Annotated in this window: 12 protein-coding genes and 1 pseudogene; 8 read left to right on the forward strand and 5 right to left on the reverse strand. The window is 47.1% G+C overall.

Annotated features, from left to right (window positions below; translation table 11 throughout):
- Together WCN91_RS10075 and WCN91_RS10080 are read left to right on the forward strand one after the other, a co-directional pair.
- A partial coding sequence (locus tag WCN91_RS10075; protein WP_342678662.1) for an IS30 family transposase occupies window positions 1-256 on the forward strand: 256 nt, incomplete at its 5' end.
- A gap of 419 nt (window positions 257-675) precedes the next feature.
- A complete protein-coding gene (locus tag WCN91_RS10080; protein ID WP_342678663.1) occupies window positions 676-2739 on the forward strand; it encodes a hypothetical protein in 2064 nt (687 codons plus the stop codon).
- 99 nt (window positions 2740-2838) lie between these two features.
- Here the strand turns inward: WCN91_RS10080 and WCN91_RS10085 are convergent.
- A pseudogene (locus tag WCN91_RS10085) lies at window positions 2839-3358 on the reverse strand (IS5 family transposase); the annotation flags it as partial.
- 387 nt (window positions 3359-3745) lie between these two features.
- Window positions 3746-4117: a hypothetical protein gene (locus WCN91_RS10090; RefSeq protein ID WP_342678665.1), complete on the reverse strand. Its 372-nt coding sequence runs from the start codon at window positions 4115-4117 to the stop codon at window positions 3746-3748.
- A 164-nt stretch (window positions 4118-4281) separates the two neighbouring features.
- On the opposite strand from WCN91_RS10090, the gene WCN91_RS10095 reads away from it, so the two are divergent.
- The 6 genes from WCN91_RS10095 (at window position 4282) to WCN91_RS10120 (ending at window position 16601) form a co-directional block, all read left to right on the forward strand.
- Complete coding sequence (locus tag WCN91_RS10095) at window positions 4282-5112, forward strand: mechanosensitive ion channel family protein (protein WP_342678667.1); 831 nt, start codon at window positions 4282-4284, stop codon at window positions 5110-5112.
- Window positions 5113-5455: 343 nt separating this feature from the next.
- A complete protein-coding gene (locus WCN91_RS10100; RefSeq protein WP_342678669.1) occupies window positions 5456-6220 on the forward strand; it encodes a response regulator transcription factor in 765 nt (254 codons plus the stop codon).
- Window positions 6221-6224: 4 nt separating this feature from the next.
- Window positions 6225-8477 carry a tetratricopeptide repeat protein gene (locus tag WCN91_RS10105; protein ID WP_342678671.1) on the forward strand — a complete coding sequence of 751 codons (2253 nt, stop codon included), beginning with the start codon at window positions 6225-6227 and terminating at the stop codon, window positions 8475-8477.
- 737 nt (window positions 8478-9214) lie between these two features.
- Window positions 9215-11029 carry a S8 family serine peptidase gene (locus tag WCN91_RS10110; RefSeq protein WP_342678673.1) on the forward strand — a complete coding sequence of 605 codons (1815 nt, stop codon included), beginning with the start codon at window positions 9215-9217 and terminating at the stop codon, window positions 11027-11029.
- Between the two features lie 955 nt (window positions 11030-11984).
- On the forward strand, window positions 11985-15458 hold the full coding sequence (locus tag WCN91_RS10115) for a S8 family serine peptidase (protein WP_342678675.1): 3474 nt from the start codon (window positions 11985-11987) through the stop codon (window positions 15456-15458).
- A gap of 129 nt (window positions 15459-15587) precedes the next feature.
- A complete protein-coding gene (locus tag WCN91_RS10120) occupies window positions 15588-16601 on the forward strand; it encodes a proprotein convertase P-domain-containing protein (RefSeq protein ID WP_342678677.1) in 1014 nt (337 codons plus the stop codon).
- On the opposite strand, the gene WCN91_RS10125 is transcribed toward WCN91_RS10120, so the two are convergent.
- The 3 genes from WCN91_RS10125 to asd all read right to left on the reverse strand — a co-directional run bounded on the left by WCN91_RS10125 (window position 16598) and on the right by asd (window position 21965).
- Window positions 16598-19771: an HD domain-containing phosphohydrolase gene (locus WCN91_RS10125; protein WP_342678679.1), complete on the reverse strand. Its 3174-nt coding sequence runs from the start codon at window positions 19769-19771 to the stop codon at window positions 16598-16600. The two genes, WCN91_RS10120 and WCN91_RS10125, sit on opposite strands and share 4 nt — an antisense overlap.
- Before the next feature lie 71 nt (window positions 19772-19842).
- Window positions 19843-20658 carry a substrate-binding periplasmic protein gene (locus WCN91_RS10130; RefSeq protein WP_342678681.1) on the reverse strand — a complete coding sequence of 272 codons (816 nt, stop codon included), beginning with the start codon at window positions 20656-20658 and terminating at the stop codon, window positions 19843-19845.
- A 194-nt stretch (window positions 20659-20852) separates the two neighbouring features.
- The gene (gene asd / locus WCN91_RS10135; RefSeq protein WP_342678683.1) at window positions 20853-21965 is read right to left on the reverse strand and encodes an aspartate-semialdehyde dehydrogenase; all 1113 of its coding nucleotides are present in this window, start codon (window positions 21963-21965) and stop codon (window positions 20853-20855) included.
- Window positions 21966-22057 lie beyond the last annotated feature (92 nt).

Genomic DNA, 22057 nt, shown 5'->3' on the forward strand with positions numbered 1-22057 from the left:
CTGTGACCACGAACAGGTTGCAAAGAAACTGAAAACGGATATCTATTTCGCTAATCCATACTCTTCATGGGAACGTGGATTAAATGAAAACTTTAACGGCTTGCTGCGCCAATACATACGCAAAGGCACTGACTTACGCACGGTAACAGACAAGCAAATTGCAGAGATTGAACGCGCGTTAAATGCCAGACCGAGAAAATGTCTGGGGTATAAACAGCCAGCAGTCGTATTCGAAGAATTACGCAAGGCGGCTTAATTTAGCGAGTGGTGCACTTCGGAGTTGAATTCGCGTCTTATAAATAACATCAATCACGCTCATTGTATGAATATTAGGCGCGCTGGGGACAGGCAATCGATTTAAATCCCTGTGGCCTAATCCCCTAGTTTTCTATCTCATATCTTATTAATTTATTTTTATATAAAAATAAAACACCTGAATAAAAAGCCGCCACACACGACCTTGTTAATTTTTTGATTTTGAGTGGTTAACCTTCTGTGATAGATTACAAAAAACAACTCATGTTTAACAACGCTTTGTGAGTACCTGCAACTATCTCAAGTTCACTTTCCAGCTAGACTCTGGACGCATAATTGCTTGATTTTATAAACTTTAACCTTTATTGATTAGCACTCACAAGGCATTCTAAGAATAGAACTTTTAAAGGAATAAATTTAATGTTTAGAAAGCTGCTAATTTCTTGTTTGCTCGCTGTTGTACTAAGCGGATGTGGTTCAGGCAACGATGAACCCGAACCAATAACAAGACCCATTGTTACCCCTGAAGTATTGGAGGGATACATCGTAGGTGCTATAGATAGCCCCATTTCTAAAATTCATTACTCAACCTCTAAAGGCACTTCAGGTTTAACTGACGCCCACGGTAAATTCCTATATATGGCCGGAGACACAATTACCTTTAGCATAAGCGGTATAGAATTTCCGCCCATTCCAGCTAAAGAAAAAATCACTCCCTTAGACTTCGGCGGAGAAGGAGCTGACCTAACTAATACCACCTTTCTTAACAGCATTCGTATATTACAGACCTTAGATAACGATGGTGACCCGGAAAACGGTATTATGATTACCGAAGAAGTCACAGTATCTCTGTCATTAAGTGGAATAACTCTAGATGTAAGCAGTGATAATTTTGAGAAAGAAGCTAACACCCTTCTACCTGGTGCTTTAGTTGACACCTATATTGAAGACGTGACTCTTGTATCTTCTGAAGAAGCTCTACGTCATTTCATCGATTCACTGCAAAATCAAGTTTTGGGAAGCTGGATACACAAAGAAGAAAATGGAGGAATCAATCTATTAACCTTCCTTCAAGGAAACCGTTATCTGATAACGCATTCGGCGTCAGATAATCTGGACCAAATTGCTGGCTCCGCTGAATATGGTATGTATTCATGGGATCCCATCACTACTAACTTTGAGATCACTAAGGTGCTTGAAGAATCAGATATGTCCGGCGGACTTTACGATGCTTCAAACCCATCTTCATCGAAAAACTTGTCTTTATCTGTAACCGACTCAGGCGAACTTAAAGTTTTATTTAGTGAAGGAGACAAAGTCACTTTTACCGCAGTGGCAGATGACGACAATGAATTGATTGGCTCTTGGTTTTTTAACCAAGCTAATGCACCTTTAGATATGCTCGGCGGCACCATTTTAACTTTCTTAGATGACGCTAACTATGTAGTTTCACACACTTACAATAATGAAAAATATAACGGCGATGAAATTATCAGAGCAGCTTCGGAGTGGAACACTTACTCTCTTAGCGGTGTAAATGCATTATGGCTGGGTACACCAAGCGTTGAGCTAGATGGGGGTGCTGGCCTTTACGATAAAAGCGATCCAGATAAAACTATCGTTCTGTCATTAACCAATAATGGTGATTTAACGCTTAAGTATCCGACTGAAGATAGAGCACTGGCTCGTATCGGTTCTTTTACTACAACTTTGAGAGACTATGACAACCATAGCACTAGCGCACTTGTTAAACGCGTCAATCACCGCTTTTCGAATGGCTACGATGCAACCTATCAAGCCGGCTTAATTAGCTATGATCCTAGCGGTTATTATGGCGATATAGTTAAGGACACAATAGATATCTCCTTACTGGCCGATGGCACAGGTTCAATGTTAATAAGTACTAATAACGAAACACGACTAATCTCACATTGGTCAGTGAGCAACAGTGGCGTGTTACGAATATTTGAGGCCGATGAAGCAGACGCCTACTGGAAAATTACTCCTCTAATGAGCAAATCTGGCGAGGGTGTTATTATTGAAAGCCTTGAAATGGATATCAGCTATACAGCACCTGTCACTGAAAATTCAGAAACTGCTTTTTCCGTTGCCGATATACAAGCAAGCTACCATGTGTACTATGATGAGCAAACGAATTCTGCCTATATTGCCACCTTACATTTTGATCATGCAAATAACCTAGTTACCGCGACCGATGAGCAAGAAGGTGATATGGAGTTTCATGGCCAGTTCACCATGCAAGGCGGTGGTAAGGTCATTAAGATGCTGTTCCTAGAGCATGCTAACTCATATCAATATATGGTGCACAAAGGCTTCTCGGAAGAGCTATACAACATATGTTGGGTGGATGAGAGCGATGACATTGATTACATGGTTAACAATAACATTGGGGCATGTAATCAATTCTTGGCAACTTCTGAAGAAGCTGCACAGCGTGCAAAAACACTGTTAACACCACAGTAATAACATTCTTTTAAAACAAGGGCCATTTGCTATTAAATGGCCCTTTTTATTGCAAAAATCACATTTAGGGCCTGTTGATCTTTGCTGTACATATTTCACTCAGCAATACATCGGCAGCCACATCATTGAAAATGCCAGTGCCACCATACTGACATAATTCCTCACGAGTTTTTCATATCTTGTTGATATTTAACGATAATATTTTATTCGTGCGAATGCATTTTCATCTAAGTGCCTATATTTATAAAGACACCAATCGACACTGTCTTTGTCTATATCTTGGCCATAATTTCGTTTTGGTATGACAGAAGCGCCTCATTTGGCTTCAATATATTTTCTCAATGCATCACTATCGTACCCTTTGTCGCCCACGAAAATGTTTACTTCCTTTAAATGGTCAACCAAACTTTGAGCCCGAGCTATGTCATGTCTCTGGCCTTCTGATAGTTCAAAATAAATGGGAAGCCCACCACTATCCACAGCTAAATGGATTTTTGTGGAGTTACCACCTCGGCTCTTTCCAATGCACTCATTATCCGCTGTAGCCGCTCCGGTGCTAATCAGATAGTGTGGCTAACTCATTGAATAACATATTCAATAAACCTTTCTTCGACCCCAAGGCGGCCACTATGATCATGGGAAAGCCAATGCTTATCGCCATTAAAGAGGCGAGCACCTTGTCCCAGGGTTTGGCTTTTTTAATGCTCTCAAGGCTTTTTCTTTGTGCCACTAATCCTGGGTTCTTTTTCTCCGCCAGCATATGACCGCCTACACCCAAGGCAAATACCTCCGCCGAATAAAGTCAGGCCTGCCACCAATAAATATCTAAGCTGCACACAAATAAAATCAAGGGGAATGAAAGATATAGCAAGATCAAATCAAACCACTGGCGCGTGGTCATGCTCTGATGAGCTGCTTTACTGTGCGGTTCGGCTGACATATCAGTCCCAAAATAAGTGTTAAAAGCGAAAGCAACCTTGGTGGTTAAACAAAATGCCTGGTCTGGCTAATCCGTGCACATGGCATATTCGGCAACGCCATCAAGAATTCTTTGGTAGCAACCGCAGGGATCATTATCAACACTGCACTGGCCAATAGCTGCACTGCCTTCGGCCACAAAGTGGCCGACCACAAGACAATCACCCTCACACTCAGAGCCACTGCTGCATTGTTTGCCTGCATCGGGATACTTATATATACATGCGGGTATGGCATTCATGCACACGGGTTTGATCACCCCACCGTTATCAAGGCAAGCGTTCACATCAATGCGCGCCAGGGCATCTGCTCTCATTTGTTGCAAGGCATCATCTGGCTCGTTTGCCGCCAACAAGCCAGATGAAAACAATAAGCCAATAATGATGATCCTGTGTTTCATAACATTTTTAGAGCCTGTGCCAGCCTTACCCAAATACGTTTTGTGTTACTCGCCCGAAAACATTCGCCTCTGGTAATTATAGGTTCAATTATGAATTCCCACTCGAATTAACCGCCTTAAGTCGTTACTATTTAACAAACACATTATTCGAGTAAAAACCTTACATGATCGAACAAGAAATAGCCCAGGTAGAGCGCTACTACCAGATGGCAATCGATTTCCTCGTAGCCTACAGTGCCCAGCTGGTATTTGCTCTGATACTACTGGTTTTCGGCCTTTGGCTGGCACAACGTATTAGCCGCTGGATCTTCTCCCTGATGCAGGGCCGTAATATAGACATTACCCTGACGACCTTTACCAGTAACCTGGTGCGTGTCTTACTTATTGTCACCTTTGTGGTTATTGCTCTTGGCAAAATAGGCATAAGCGTCACGCCTTTTGTCGCAGCCATAGGTGCCGCTTCTCTAGGTGCTGGTTTGGCGCTGCAAGGCATGTTGTCAAACTATGGTGCGGGCCTTGCTATTATTGCCACCCGTCCTTTTGTGGTTGGCGATACCATTACCGTGAAGGGCGTTACCGGTCAGGTCAGCGCTATTGAGCTGGGCATGACGCACCTGCGCGATGAAGATGAAGTGGAGATCACCATTCCCAACAAGCATATTGTTGGTGAAATCATCCATAATTCTTTCGATTACTCTCTTGAAGAAGGCACCATTGGCATCGCCTATGATGCCGATTATGAGCAAGCAGAAGCCTTGATTTCTGCAGTACTAGAATCGCAAAGCGATATCGCGCAAACACCCAAACCTCAGGTGGGAATAAACGAATTTGCCGACAGCAGTGTGGTGCTTTTATATCGCTATTGGGCGCCAACCAAGGCCAAGGTGGCAACCCGACTTGAGATCAATAAAGCGGTATTTCAGGCCTTAAAGCAGGCTGATATTGAAATACCCTTCCCTCAACGAGTGGTTACACTTAAGCAAGAAATCCATTAACCTTCTTGCATAAGGCACGCTCAGGCGTGCCTTACTCAACCTGCCTTTATCTTCCGCAGCGCCAAAACAGCAGCTCTTCTTAACCCTATTCTGTTGCTATCAAGGACAGCCACCGCAAAAAGTATTACCTTATCTATACAAAGAACCGCATCAGCACAATGAAGAGGTAGCTCGGCAGGTATGTCGTCATTTCAATTGATAATAGGGCCATAGCCAGTAAGAAGTAATGCCACCGGGAGCCGTTTTTATCCTCCTCCCCGGCTACAAAACATTGATATACAATCTAATACAATCTCATGTATGATGACTGAGTTATGAATAAAATGTTACTGTCCGAGCCAATATGATGAACGGGAAAGATAATAACTGGATTTTGGTCGTTGATGACGACATCGAGTTAGCGCAGCTGGTGTCAGGGTTTTTAGAAACCAACGGCTATAAAACCAAGGTTGAGCACAACGGTTTAAAAGCGCTGCAAACCATTATTACCGAGCAGCCTGCCTTGGTGGTGCTTGATGTTATGCTGCCGGATATGGACGGCTTGTCTGTGTGTCGTCAGGCACGCCACGGTTACCCTGGGTTAGAGGGCAACTACGATGGCCCTATCCTAATGCTTACCGCCCTGGATAACGACATTGATGAAGTGGCTGGCCTTGAAACTGGTGCCGACGATTATTTAGCAAAGCCGGTACGCTCGCGGGTACTGCTTGCACGGGTGCGCGCCCTGCTACGCCGTAACCCTCACGAAGTGCCACCTTTGCCTAGTACAGAAACGCAGGCATCAGAGCCGGTTGAAGATCAGGCCGTGATCAAGTTCGATGATCTGGTAATAGATAAAAAGTACCAAAGCGCCGTGCAAAACGGCAAGGTTGTAGACTTAACCACTGCAGAGTTTGAATTGCTGGCGCTGCTTGCCAGCAACCCCGGAGTTATTTGTGACAGGGAGTTTATTTCCGCTCATTTTCACAAACTTGGTTATGAAAGCTCTAATAGAACCATCGACTTGCGCGTATCACGTATTCGTAAAAAGCTCGGCGACGAAAACCATCCTTCGACTAGAATTAGAACTATCCACGGTAAGGGCTACCTTTTTGTAGGGGATAGATAACGCAATGCGCTTTAAACAGCTTTTACTCTTATTTTTATTTCTAGGTGCCGGGCTTTTGCTCAGTCCCTCGGTGCAGGGTAATGAGGTTGAAGCGCAAAGCTCGGTGGAGCAACTTGAAGCACAACTGCCTCAAGCCACGGGCGAAGAAAAAGGCCTGATTTTAACCCAGCTGGTTGAAGCCTATCGTGACAACAATCCGCAGCTTAGCCTCGACTATGCCGAACAGGCGCTGGCTGCCTTTGCCAAGTACCCTGATCCTGAGCGCCATATCACGGTGCTCAATAATATGGCCTGGGCGCTTATCTCTCTCGGTCAGTATGAACAAGCACAGGCGCGCACCGACCAAAGCCAGACCCTGTCGAAAAATGTCGATTATAAACGTGGTCTTTACGTCGCCGTTACCATGCAGGGGATCATCTATTGGCGTACAGCAGATTATCAGTCCGCACTGAAAAACTTTGAGCAGGCGCTTGAGATAGCCAAGGAGCAAGATGACACCCGCGGCATTGCCAACACCACCAATTATATTGCCATTATTCACCAGAATTTAGGCGACACCAAAAAAGCACTGGAATATTTTCAAAGCACATTTGAGCTGCAACAGCAAATTGGCGAAGAAAAAGGCATTGCCGTATCGCTAAATAACCTAGCCAATATTCACGGCACCAGCGGCAACTATAGTTTAGCCCTAGATTACCAACTAAAGTCCCTGACCATACGCGAGCGCATTAACGACATTCCCGGGCTGGCGCAGGTGCTAGGTAATATAGGACTCACCTATTTCTATCTTGAAGACTATGATAAGGCCTTGTCCTACTTGCAACGGGCATTAGGTTATTACGAAACCCTGCAAGACAAGCTCGGCATTGCCGAAATGCTGACCAGCCTAGGCGCCGTGCACCAACGTAAACATCAATTCGATGCCGCACTACATCAATATCAATCCGCCTTGGACTTAGCCAAGGAGGTGGATGATGTTGCCATGATGGCACGTATCAAAATTGATATTGCCAGCGCTTATATAGAGTTAGGTGATGCTAACTTGGCGAAGCACTACTCCGAGCCGGCCCTGCAAAACATTATTAATCTCAACATCATCCCGCTGCAGGTCAATGCCCTGCTAGTTAGTGCCAAAATAGCCCGACTCCAGGGTGAAACCACTCAGGCGATACATTTAGCTCATCGCTCTTTAGAGCTGGCCATAGATATTGAAGATAAGCGCATGGAGCGTGATGTCTATCAGTATCTGTATCAAATCTATAAGGACAAGGGCGATCCTGCCGAAGCCCTGCACTATCTGGAGCTATTTAAACAGGTCAATGACGAGATGTTTAACTCCGAAAGCGATCAGCGGGTTGCCTTCTTGTTAAGTCATTTTGAAGCCGAAAAAAGGGAGCAGCAGATCAAGCTCTTGCAGGCAGATCAAAGCCTTAAACATAAAGAGATTGAACAGCAAAGGTACACCCGTAATGTGTGGATCGCCTCCTTGTGTGCCGGCTTTGCCTTTATACTGTTGTTCGTAAAGCGCATGCATCAAAATAAGATAAACCGCTCGCTAAATGAAAACATCAAATCTCAACGCGAGCTAATTCAAGCAGTTGCCCATGAATTTAGAGCACCTTTGGCACGGGTGCAATTGGCCTTCGATATGCTTGAGGACTCACTGCGCGGCGACAACACCAAGGCATTAAGTAACAAGATCAATGATGGCCTGAACGAGCTCGAAAAGCTGGTCAAAGAAGCACTGGATTTTATCCAATTAGAGAATAAAGCACGGGCGCTGCACACCAGTGAAATCAAACTTGGTAATATGTTGTCACAACAGCTTGAGTCTCATGTCGACCTCTATGGCGATATTCATTTCGAGCTAACCGAAAAAGGCCCCCAACCTTGTATCGTGCAAGCCGACAGCCATCAATTAAATCGTGCGGTTTCCAATATTATTCGCAATGCCGCCCGTTTTGCCGAAACTCAAGTGCATGTCACTTTAAATAACCTGTCGCAACATTATGAGATCTGCATTGAAGACGATGGCCCAGGTATTCCCGTTGCAGAGCGTCAGCGAGTGCTCGAACCCTTTGTCCGTCTCGACTTAAGCCGCTGTCGCGATTCCGGCGGTGTTGGTCTAGGCCTGTCGCTGGCGAAAAAGATAAGTGAAGCCCACGGCGGTAAATTGAGCATAGGCTCATCAAGTCTGGGCGGTGCCAAACTCACCATTCGCTGCCCAAAAAATCCACCAGCAAATAATAACGCTTAATGTAGGTCGGCCTTTGCCGTTGTAGGTCGGGATTTATCCCGACAAAAATGCGATGCTGCCTCCGATGTCGGCGCAAAGCACTGACCTACTGGCAAATTGCTTGGAAATTAATTGTTAAATCTATAACTGCAATATATCGAACAATCCTTTTACTTTTCCGTGACTTATCATCCCCCCTTGGAAACTTATTGAAATTTTTTTTCATTACTGTGTACAAAAGGTTAAATTCATTTGATCTTTAATATCTTTATGTATATAAATGTATATGTAAAGTCATTGAACTTGATCCCTTCAGCCCACTAGGGCTAAGGGATCTAATTATATTTTTTTGCAAGTTCATATATTTATGCCTGAGCACTAGGGTCTGTTTATCTTTGCGGTTTACTTTATGTTCAATCTAAACGCATTCTGATCACGACGCTCGTTATGATGCATAGTCATTCTATGTTCATAGCGAGTAACACAGAGCAGGATGCGTTTAGATGAACCCGTAGGGCAGCGCTTGTAGCGCATTTCTACTGTGTTGTTACATGTTTATGTAGAATAACTACACTACACATGTGCCGTCTTGTATAAATTCACTACAAACTGCTGCAGAAACAAACAACAAAGGTCAACAGACCCTAGGAGCCGCAAAGATAAATAGCATTGAACGCCAACTTGTGGGTTTGAGACGTTTTCGCGGTGTACGGACAACACTTAGCTATCGCCTCCCCTACACACAATGGAGCAAAGTTATGAAAGTAACAAAAATCGCGAGCGCCTTAGCGGCATTAACACTTAGCGCAGCAGCAAGCGCACAAGCAGACGATTCTCGTTTTGTAATCCAGGTTGATAACAATAATAAAGGCGTGATCAAAGCATTAGCCGTACAGTCTGGCGCTGAAATCAAAGTAGATGGCGAAGGTTTCTTTGCTGCTAACTTCCCTGGCATGGACCTTTCTCAGGTTAAAGGCGTTCTAAAGAACCCACATGTAAAACTAATTGAAAAAGACCAAATTCGTAAGCCACTTGCCGTATACAACGATGATGCAGGTAACCCTATGACGGGTCAGCTTACACCTTATGCTGTATATCAATCACAAGCTAACCAGGTGCCTTTTATTGCCGGTGCGGGTATGAAAGTATGTGTAATCGACTCAGGTCTTGATAAATCAAACCCTGATTTTAACTGGGCTGGCATCACGGGTGATTATGACCCAGGTACAGGCGATTGGAATGTAAATGGTGGTCCACACGGCACGCACGTAGCTGGTACCATTGGCGCCAGCGATAATGATGTTGGTGTAGTGGGCATGGCCCCAGGCGTTGAAATGCACATTATCAAGGTATTCACCGAGTTTGGCTGGGCTTACTCTTCAGATCTTGCCCATGCAACTAACCTATGTAGCCAGGCTGGTGCCAATATCATCAACATGAGCCTAGGTGGTGGCGGCAGCAACAGCATTGAAAGCAATGCCTTTGCCGAATTCAGTAATAATGGCGGTCTAATAGTAGCTGCAGCCGGTAACGATGGTAACTCTGCAGCCTCTTATCCTGCGGCCTACCCAGCGGTTATGATGGTTGGCGCTAATGACGCCGAAAACAATATCGCTGAATTTTCTCAGTTTCCCAGCTGTACAACCGGCCGTGGTAAGCGTGCCAACTTCGACGAAAATGTCTGTGTTGAAGCAACAGCCGGTGGCGTTCAAACGCTTTCTACCTACCCTGCGGGCATGGCGGACATTGCAGCGCTAAATGCTGACGGTGCTTTTTATAGCACGGTCGGCATGGAAAACAGCGGTGATGTTACGGCTGCTGTCTATTTTATGGGCACGGCAGAAAGTATTGACACCGAAGCACAAGGCAAAGTATGTGTTATCGACCGTGGTAATGTCAGTTTCCACGATAAGGTTGCTAACTGTGAAGCCTCAGGCGGTGTTGGCGCGGTTATCGTTAATAACGAAGATGGCGTACTCTATGGCACATTGGGCGATACGAACCGCACCTCAATCCCAGCGGTAGGCGCCGATCTAGCCGACCGGGATGCCTTGATTAACGCTGCATCAATCAATGTCAGCGTAGGCGCATCTGATTACGGTTACATGAGTGGTACCTCTATGGCTTCACCTGCGGTTGCTGGTATTGCAGCCCTGGTATGGTCAAACCACACCGAATGTAGTGGTGAGCAAATCCGTGATGCGCTGAAGATGACAGCCGAAGACCAAGGCGCAGCCGGTCACGATGTGTACTTCGGTTACGGCATAGTTAAAGCCAAGGCCGCGCACGATTATCTAACGCAAAATGGCTGTGGTGATACACCGACTCCAGGTGAGCTATCACTGAGCGCCACTCATGCCTTTGCCAAGGGTAAAAACCAGGTAGAACTGGTAGCCCTAGGTGCGTCTTCGGGTAATGCTGATATCTACCGTGACGGTGCTAAAATAGCCACTCTTGCCAACGGCACTCAGTACAGCGATACCTTCTCACGCAAGGTAAGCGGTACCTTCACTTATAAAGCCTGTGATCAAAACACCACAGACTGTACTGCTGAGCAAGTGATCTCTTTCTAAGCAGTAACCCCTTTCTAGTTGGACCTTAACTAAAGCAGTGCGCCCGTCCCCATTGGGCCTCTGCTTTTTTCTTTGTATACAAGCTATACATATCCCTCTTGGCGGCTGTGAACAAGCAAGCCTCGCAACCTCGCTACCACTTATCTAATACCAATAAGCGCGCAATCAAGATAAACAAAAAACCCTAAACGCGCCAATTAGCTTCTCGAGCGTCACAACCTCATACGGCCATTTCATGGTGAGTCTTAGCCGAGAACAATAGCTCTTCCCCACTTAATTCACATGAACTCCTTCAATTGCTCTCCTTGCTCTGTAGTTGGCTACTGTTGCATACATTGTATGCATCTTTGTAGATCTGTCGCCGACGCCTAGGCTGCTAGCACATAGCCTATATACAATTAAACCTCTTAGTGGCGCTCCTAGAACGAATAGCGCGCCCAGCTACATGTCTAACTACCATGTCTAACTACCATGTCTAACTACCATGTCTAACTACCATGTCTAACTGCTATGTCTAACTGCTATGTCTAACTGCTATGTCTAACTGCTATGTCTAACTGCTATGTCTAGCTACTAGCCCTGGGCAGTGGCGCATAATAAGCATCTAAAAGTGCATAATTAACAGAATTGGGATATTTAACCTGCTAACAAATTCATTGCAATTTACACATCAATACACAAGAAATAAGAAAACCTTTCAAAATATAAATTATTTTGTCATTTCAATGTAATGAAAAACCCTTTCGAATCAACGAGTCGCACGTTTTATGTACATTTTTTATAAATAAATGTGAATTTTTTGCGTCATTTTTATTGATCATACACAAATGTAGGTATATAACTATATACATTCGCATACAATAAGTGCGATCGTGCGACAACTTACATGCAGAATGAAGTGGGTGCGTACAAGTGAACCAACCATAAGTTTAATTTACATACAACAGGAGACCAGATGATGAAAACGCCCAAGAAGTCATCTTCCAAACTAATCAATACCCTAGTAGGCACTACACTTCTAGCTAGTATCAGCCCTGTTGCTTTAGCAGTAGCGCAAGCGCCACTAAAAGCAACACCACAATACGATCAACAAACTGTTATCGTTAAGTTCAAACAAAAAGTAGCTAAGAACGAGCGTAAAGAGCTTTCTCGCAACCTAGGTGTATCTTTCAAAGATAAAAACAACGACGGTGTAGATGACCGCCTACGCAACATTGCTAACGGTCGTCTTGCGGTACTAGATCTTGGCAAGGGCCGCTCAGCAGAAGCAGTATTAGCTGGCCTTAAAAACCACCCACTTGTAGAGTACGCAGAGCCTAACTACATAGTTAAGCACCAAGCGACTCCTAACGATACTTCATTTGCAAGCCTTTACGGCATGCAAAAAATCTCTGCCGAAGCGGCATGGGACTATGTAATCGGTGACTCTTCTGTTGTTGTTGGTGTTATCGACACTGGTTTCGATTTCAACCATCCTGACTTGGCTGACAACATTTGGACCAACCCGAATGAAATAGCAGGCAACGGTATCGATGACGACGGTAACGGCTATATCGATGACGTTCACGGTATCTCAGCCATCCTAGACAATGGTAACCCATCTGATACTGATCAACATGGTACACACGTAGCCGGTACCATCGGCGCAAAAGGTAACAACAACCTAGGTGTTGTTGGTGTAAACTGGCAAACCAGCATGGTAGGTTGTAGCTTCCTGGGTTCAAGCGGCGGTACTCTAGCCGACGCTATTCAGTGTATTGACTATATGATCGGTCTTAAAAATGCCGGTAACAACGTCCGCGTACTTAACAACAGCTGGGGTGGCGGTGGTTTCACTCAAACGCTTAAAGACGCAATCACAGCGGCAAACAATGCCGATATGCTATTCGTAGCGGCGGCGGGTAACGATGCTTCCGATATAGACAATGGCGGTTTCTACCCAGCGGGTTATGATGTACCAAACGTCATGGCGGTTGCTTCTACCGACATCAACGATAACCTGTCTAGCTTCTCTAACTACGGGGACCAACTGGTTCACTTGGCTGCACCCGGCAGCGGTATCGACTCAACCATCCCTAACAGCGGCTACGCAGCCTTGAGCGGCACCTCAATGGCCGCACCTCATGTTGCTGGAGCAGCAGCCTTAGTTCTTGCGGGTAATCCTGACCTAACTACCGCCCAACTGAAAAACATTTTGATTAACTCGGGTGAGACTCTTTCTTCTCTTGATGGTAAAACCATCTCGGGTAAGCGTCTGAACGTTGCCAACGCACTAATCGATTCAGGCGGCGCGGGTCCATCTTTCTTCATGGAAGCAACACCAACTAAAGCAATTATCAACCAAGGCGACAGTCAGGCTTACGCTATAGACCTTAACGCAGCGGGCGGTTTCAACGGCACAGCAACTATGAGTCTTACTAGCGTTCCTGAGCTTAACGCTAATGTTGTATTTGCTCAAAACCCGGTTGCAGCTGACACCACCAACACCATGACAATCGAAACCTCAGAGCAAACTGCACCAGGTACATACAACATGGTTGTAAACGCGACAGACGGTGATATCTCTAAGAACCTAAACCTGGAGCTTAAAGTATGGCCTCAAGGCACTGTCACTACCACCGTTAGCAACAACGAACCCGTGCTTATCAGCGACAATAATCCGTCAGCTCCAGCATTTAGCAGCATTAATGTTCCTTACGACATGACGTTGACTCAGGTAGAAGTGTTTGTTGACATCACACACTCATGGTCATCTGACTTGATTGTATCTGTGATTTCACCAGCTGGCGAAGAAACTGTTCTTAGTGACCGTTCAGGCGGCAACAACTTGGTCGCTAGCTTTTTAGCTGGAAACTATGAGCTGGACAACGCATTTGGCGAGTGGCGACTAAAGGTAACTGACCATTCGACTGGCGACACAGGCATGATAAACAGCTGGTCAATGAAATTGACAGGCGCACCTATAGCCGGTACGGATTTCGCACCAAATGTACAGATCGCGACTCCTGTTAACCAGGGCGCATTCCTGAACGGCGAAACCATCAGCTTCAGCGCAAGCTCTAACGACACCGAAGACGGCGACCTGACTGCTGGCATCGTTTGGACGTCAAGCATCGACGGTGTAATCGGTAACGGTGCAAGCTTCACCAAGTCAGACCTGTCGGTAGGCGACCACGTGATCACAGCGACTTCGACAGACTCGGCAGACCAGGCGAGCTCAGAAACAGTTGAACTGTCTGTTGCTAACGCTAACACCACAGTAAGCGGTGCAAACAACACGGCAATCGCTATGCCAGAGCGGGGCGGCGCGGTTTATACTGAAATCGACCTGCCTACCGGTGTTGCTATCGATGCGATGGAAGTAAATGTCGATATCTCATTCGATTCGGTACAGTACCTCAACGTATGGTTACAGTCTCCTTCTGGTACCCTAGTGAAACTAGTAACTTGGCGCCAGTTCTGGAACAAAGACCTAGTTCACACCTTTACTCCAGTAGAATTCGCGGGTGAGTCGAGCATGGGTAAATGGCGCCTATACGCTGAAGATACTACAAGCTATACAATGAACGGCGTACTAAACAACTGGAGCATCTCAGTTTCTAACGGTGACGCGGTACTTCCGCCTCCGGCAGAAAACCAGGCACCTGTAATGACTATCAATGCACCTATGGGTGGCACTAGCTTCAACCTGGGCGACAGCATCACCTTCGACGGTACTGCAACTGACGCTGAAGACGGTGACCTAAGCGCTAGCATCAAGTGGTACGATAACTTCAACGGCCTAATCGGTGAAGGTGCCCTGTTCAGCATCGACACACTGAACGCCGGTGTCCACGTTGTAACTGCGCTAGCGACTGACTCGCAAGACGCATTCGACCAGGCACAAGTAAGCTTCACTGTTGTTGACGCTCCGGCCAACGTAGCTCCTGTAGCTGACTTCAGCTTCACAGCGAACTTCTTGAACGTACAGTTCTCTGACCTATCAGGTGATACTGACGGTGCGGTAACTACTCACTCTTGGGACTTCGGTGACGGCGCGAGCTCAACGCTAGCTAACCCTTCACACAGCTACGCAGCTGCGGGTACTTACACTGTAACCCTAACTGTAAGCGATGATGACGGTGCCGAGCACGCAATCACTAAAGAAGTAACTGTAACTGAGCCATCTATCGTACTAGAAGGCAGCGCAGAAACCTCAGGTAGCCGTGTCGTAGCAAGCTTGTCTTGGACTTCGAAGAACAATGTAAAATTCGATGTATACCGCGACGGTGCACTAGTAAGCTCTGGTGTTAGAAAAACAAGCTACACAGACCGCTTCAGCTCAACCGCTACTAGCTTCACTTACCAAGTATGTGAAACTGGCACAAGCACCTGCTCTTTAGAGGAAACCATTGAGGCTACTCCTAAGACTAAAGGTAAAAACAAGTAAGTTGTAACCCTCGGAAGGCTCCCAAAGGAGCCTTCCTTTTTCTTCTTAATTTACGTTTCACTGCAAAGCGTGAATCAAAAAGAGAAAATAGGGATTGTTATTAATGTTAGAAAACCTGGGAGCTGTATTGTGGCTATTCTTTCAACCCTCATCCGTTATCCGCTAATCGCAAGTGCCACCTTGGCATGTATGTTAGCGAGTGACGCTCACGTCAATGCCGCACACAATATTGATATGAATAACAGCTACGCCCTGCACAGTGGTGCTAAGGCATTAGATGAGCAATGGCAGCCCAATGGCACCCTGTATTTTAATAAAAGCCAATTACTATCCGCGCCTTCTAAAAAACTACCCTATGCGGCAAAAAGAATAGATGCCTTGGTCGGTGAAGCCATTTCAGGTGGCACAGCGACGGCCAGTACCGCAGCTAAAACAGACAAGCTAAACCCTAAATTTAATTTGCACTGTGCCGATGCGGTGCTCACTATTAATGCTGGCGATACTGCCTTGTTCAATTGTCAAAGCCGTATTGTCGATGGCTTTAAGGGCACCTTGCACCTTTCCTTGGCCTCCTCGTTACCGGGTGCCAAGTTATCGCACCGCGAAATTGAGGCAGGTCAGCCCTTTACCCTGGAAGTGCCAACGCAAAATAAAACCCAGTGGGGCGAGTATGTATTTACCCTCACCGGCCATAAAGAGTCGCTTTTAAAACAAGAATCGGTGACCCTGAAAATCTTACCTCCTGGCGTGCAACCTTATAGTTTCAGCAATGACGAGCCAATGAACATAGTCGACAATGGCGCCACGGCCCAGGAAAGTGAGATCTTTGTATCACAGCAGATGAGCACCTTTTCATTGGCTGTGGACTTAGCGGTAAGCCATAGCTGGCGCAGTGATCTTGCCATTGAGCTGCTTTCCCCCAGCGGCAGTGTGCATACCCTGCACAACCGCAATGGCGGCTCCGGCGATGACATTAATGGACACTATCAAATAGACACCTTTAATGGTGAAAATGCTTATGGTATCTGGCGCTTACGTATTATCGACAAGGCTCCTGGCAATGTTGGTGAGCTGCGCAACTGGCAGCTGCGCTTTGATGGTTGCAGTAGCCAGCAAGCTGGTGAGCACCGTCAGCTTCGTTAATCACATAAGTAATCGTTAATATCTATGGCATCAATTTGTTCGGGCAGTAAAAACTGCTCGGCATAAGCCAGATACAGGTTTTCACTGAGGAATAAGTTAAACAGATCCCGGTCGATATGCTCATCGGCCACCATCATCTTCATGATCTTCAGTGCCTGAGACAGGGTTTTCGCTTCCTTGTAGGGCCTGTCATTGGCGGTCAGTGCCTCAAAAATATCGGCAATGGCCATAATTTTGGCCGGTAGCGACATTTGCTCGCCACGCAGCCCTCGCGGATAACCTTTTCCGTCCAGCTTTTCATGATGGCCACCAGCATATTCAGGTACCCGAGCCAGCTCTGGGGGCAAGGGCAAGGTTTCCAACATGCGTATGGTGCTGGTGATATGCTCGTTGATTATAAATCTGTCCTCGGCGCTCAAGGTGCCGCGGGTTATGCTCAAATTGATGAGTTCGCCGAGATTGTGCTTATTCTCCGGCACCTTCATATTAAAACCAAAGCCCTGATCCCTTGCGGCAATATCCCGCTGACGTTGATATATATGCTCTGGTTTATCACAGAGTACGGCTTCGAAACCCGGTGCAAACGGCGCAAAACCTGCCACATGGCGCTGCTCCGCCGGCGATAAGCCGACTCTATCGCTTAACGTGCGATACCAGGTGCGCTCGCTGATCTTATGTAAACGGGCAATATCTTCCTCAGCCATAGCCTCACCGCCAATATTGCAACGGGCGATAAACTCGAAGTCATCCATGATCGCCTGGCGCTCCTGCTGCCACTTGTTTGCCAAGGCTTCTTTATCCTGCGCACCGTGTTGCAACGCCTCAAGATAAGTAATTTCCGCATCCCGCAGCAGTACCTCAAAGCGCATACGCAGCTCATGAATACGGTTGTAAATACATTCAAGCTTGGAGCCTTTATCGACTATATGCTCGGGTGTAGTGATCTTACCGCAGTCATGAAGCCAGGCTGCTACCTCAAATTCGCGCCATTGCTCCTTGGAGCTAAATCGAAAATCAGCAAACGCTGGGCTTTGACTTTCATGGGCGTGGTGCGCCAACATCAAGGCCAGCTCAGGCACCCGGGCACAGTGACCGCCGGTATAGGGGGATTTTTCATCTATGGTTTGGGCGATCAGCTGAATAAAGGAATCAAGCAGCTCTTTTTGCCCCGCCTCGAAGTCGCAAATGGACTCGGACATATTGACCAGAGATTGCGACAGCTGGTGGATTTCCTCTATGTGTGAGGAGACGTAATGCACTTCGTTGTAGTTGCGGTGGCTGATCTTTTGGTTTTCTTCTATTAATCGTTGAATAGGGCTGGCCATCGAGCGGGCCAATTGGGTGATCAGCAAAAGCACCAGGCCTAACACCGCCAAAGTGATAATAATGGCATCGCGCACATATTTATTGAGCTGGGCAAAAGCCTCCTGCTCACTGACCAAAAATGCCAGATACTCATGGCTGCCATTATTCATCAATCCGGCGATGGCGGTGACATAGATCAGATGTTGTTCGCCGTCTATGGTGATGCTGTGCAAGCGATTATGACTGCTCACGTCTTTGGCCAAGGTTAAAATTTGCTGTGACGGCACCTGGGTAAGGCCATTGGCACCTAGCTTTTCATCACCTTGAAAGCGCAACCATTTGTGGTCTAAGGCCAAGAGCAATTGCGGCCCGAGAGCATCCTGGGCCTTATCGATAAGAGGAATAAACGGCGCTAAGTCTTTGCGCATAAAATGATGCAGACCGAACTCGGTTCTGCCCTTAAAGTCTTCCACCTCGGCACTGCGATGCAGGGTGTCGATAAAAAAGTATTTCTCTATGTATTGCAGCACTACTTTCAGATCCAACACCGCATCGACCTCGCCACGCTCGAGGGCGCGCATGGCCTCAAGGGTATCTTCATATTCGATAAACTCGCTCTGAGGCAGTTGTCGACGTAAAAATTCGGTTATGGCATAACCTTTTTGCGCAGCGATGCGCTTGCTCGCCAAGGCGTGTAATCTGGGCTGAGATGCCAGGGTCGGATCATCTGTGGCAAACACCACCTGCGGTGCATAATAAGGCCCGGCAAAGGTGCCGAACTGCTGGCGTTGCTCGGTTTTCATCAGCCCCAGCAGCATATCAATCTGCCCCTGCTGCAACTGCTCTATCAGCTCGGGAAAGCTATAACCATTGATGAGTTCAAGCTCCAGACCCAGCATGGCGGCTATAAGCTGCATATGCTCCAGGGCATAACCGCGCGGCTGTCCAGAAAGGTTATATTCAAATGGCGGATAGTCATCCATGACCCCCACTCGCAAAGTGCCTATCTTATCCAATAGCGCTTGCTCTTCCACGGAAAGCGGCATTTTTTCGCTCGGGGCAATAACAGGCTCTTCGCTGCCCGGGCGCTGCGCCCGCAGCACCCCGTTACCATCGAACATATAGGCTTGCGCCCCCTGTTCATAACCGTCAATGGCCATGTATTGGGCCAGCGAAGATAAAATAATGGTGGTGCCAAACACATCACCCTGCTCGCTTTTAATGGAATAACTACTGCCGGGCTGGCCGACAAAGCTAAACATATAGGGCGGCATTTTGTGCACGGACTCGCTGGTTGCTTCTGTAAACCAGGGTCGGGTAGTGGCGTTATACTGACTCGATTGCACCTCGCTATAGCGGGTACTCAAGTCGCTGTTAAGATAAGCCAGGGTTTGCTCACGGGCCTCACCTTCCGCCGTCACCCTGAGTAATACCCAGCGGTCGTTGGGCGCAGCTCCCCACACCTGACGCAGCCCAGGTGACGCCTCTAAATTCGAGAGCTCAAAATAATCGCCATTGGCAAAGCCGATAAACAGGGAAAAGACCTTGGGGTTACCTTCTAACAAGCTGCTAAAAGCCAACAATTGCTGTTGCGTTGGCGCTGCGGCGCTAAGCTGGTGGGCGCCGAAGCTATATTTAAGAGTACGAGCCAGACTAATGGCGCTGCGCTCTTGTAACACCGCCTGCTTGCTGCTGCTGGCGGCAATGGCCTGAAACTTTTCTTGAGCGCTGCTTTTCGCCAGATTATTACTAAAAACAAATTGCAGACTAATAGCCACTAAGGCGGTGAAGGCACAGGCCAGCACAAAGGAAGTGATCAAGGTGACACGTATGGTAAAGCGTGTCCTTTTTGGGGTAGCGACCATGGGTTTTAGCATCCAAGCAATGTTTATGGGCTGTATAAAGCTTAATACATATTATAATTTTTACTTTAAAATCATGGCCTACTGTGAGTTTTTGTGGCAACTTCAGGTCTGTTACCCGGTTTTTCAAGATCACTGTATTTAGCAATAATTTGTGCAAGAGCGCCACTTGCTTGCAACTGGCCAAGTAGCCTGTTGGTGTACATCATGTTTATTTTGCCGTTATCGTTACGGGGAAAACGAAACTGATAGGGAGCTCTATGTACCTTAAATCTAGACTTGACTAAATTCTTTGTCAAATCAGGGTGTTTCGAGGCTAAGTAATCAAAAACCAGCTCCGTCATCACCACAGCCTCAACGCCACTGCTGTGGGCGTTTTGCAGGGCTTTTAGCATGTTTAGGTCGGTGTAAAAGTTTTTCCGCGTCAGCTGCTCCTTGGCAAACAAGGGATCTAAACTTGGATACACATATTCATAACGCCCGGCCACTCGCAGTGCCTGCCCCCGAGCTTGAGCAAATGCCACCAGCTCATCCAGGCTAGTGAACTCATGCTCTGCATCGGCGCGCATAACGAGAATATCCTCTATCTCGGCTATCGACTCACTCCAATAATAATTGTCACCGTCCTTACACCAGATTTGTGAGTCGAACAGAAAATCGATCTGCCCTTCTGCGAGGCGCTTTATGGAATGACGGGCATAGGGAGTGGCAACATAGGCGTGATCGCTGGTGCGGTTTAATGCTTTCAGCAGGTCGGGGATAATGCCCTGCATGGGCTCACCGGCAATACTCAAGGGCGGGAAATGCTCCGGATAGACGCCCTTAAGTTCATGGGCAAAACCGGCATGAGTGCCCAGTAGCACCAGACACAGCAAGAGCCTCCTTAACACCTCAGCCTTCCTTAAAAATTAATGAATTATCATTAATATAGGATATTAGCTCCGATCCCGCCTGATGCCAAGAAAGCATATTTGTAGGTAGGTGCTTCGCGCCGAAATAAGAACGGCATCGCATCTTTGTCGGGCTTTCGGCAATGTGCTTCTGCATTGCTCTACTACCGCCATCCCTGGCGGCAAATCCCGACCTACAGTGCGCAGATGATCCGCAACATGCGACGCAGCGGCTCGGCGGCGCCCCACAACAGTTGGTCGCCCACGGTAAAGGCGCTGATGTATTTTGGCCCCATGCTCAATTTACGAATACGGCCTACCGGAATACGCAGGGTTCCTGCCACATTAACCGGCGTGAGCTCCTTGCTCGATGTCTCGCGGTCGTTAGCAATTACCTCAACCCAGTCGTTATGGGCGCCAAGGATCTCTTCAATCTCACTAACGCTGATATCTTCGCGTAACTTGATGGTTAAGGCCTGGGCGTGACAACGCATCATGCCAACACGCACACACAAGCCATCGACGGGGATAGGTTGCTTGCTGGAGCCGAGGATTTTATTGGCTTCAACCTCGGCTTTCCATTCTTCCTTACTCTGACCCGACGGCATGGGCACATCAATCCAGGGGATCAGGCTGCCGGCCAGTGGCACACCGAATTGGTCGCAGGCCAAGGAGCCGTCTTGCATTTTATTCGCCACTTTTTTATCAATATCCAGAATAGCGGCACTTGGGTCTTGCACCTGGTCGGCCACCACATCATGGAGTTGCCCCATTTGCACCAGCAGCTCTTTCATATTGCGGGCACCGGCACCGGAGGCCGCCTGGTAGGTCATGGGACTGACCCACTCGATCAAATCCCGTTCAAACAACCCGCCCAAGGCTAACAGCATCAAGGAAACGGTACAGTTACCGCCGACAAAGGTTTTTACGCCCTGCTCCAGACCTTGCTCGATCACATCTTTATTGACCGGGTCGAGCACAATAATACTTTCATCGCTCATACGCAGTGCAGAAGCGGCATCGATCCAATAGCCCTGCCAACCCTTATCACGCAGGCTTTGATAAACTTCATGAGTGTAGTCGCCACCCTGACAGGTCAAGATGATGTCCATTTGTGCCAGCGCTTCAAGATCATAGGCACTTTGTAATGGCTTAGGGGTACCGGCAATGTCCGGGCCCAACTGGCCGGTTTGCGAGGTGGTAAAAAAGGTCACGTCAATATGCGCAAAGTCCTGCTCTTGTTGCATGCGCTCAAGCAGTACGGAGCCAACCATACCGCGCCAGCCGACTAGGCCTACTTTTTTCATTACTTTTTCCTTTTGAAAAATAAGTTCAACATATTGCGTGAGTCCCCTAGATCCAGAGCTAAGCTCTGAGATGAGTACAGACCTAGGTATGG

Origin of the sequence: Pseudoalteromonas qingdaonensis, assembly GCF_038739665.1 — a bacterium.
Lineage (GTDB): Bacteria > Pseudomonadota > Gammaproteobacteria > Enterobacterales > Alteromonadaceae > Pseudoalteromonas > Pseudoalteromonas qingdaonensis.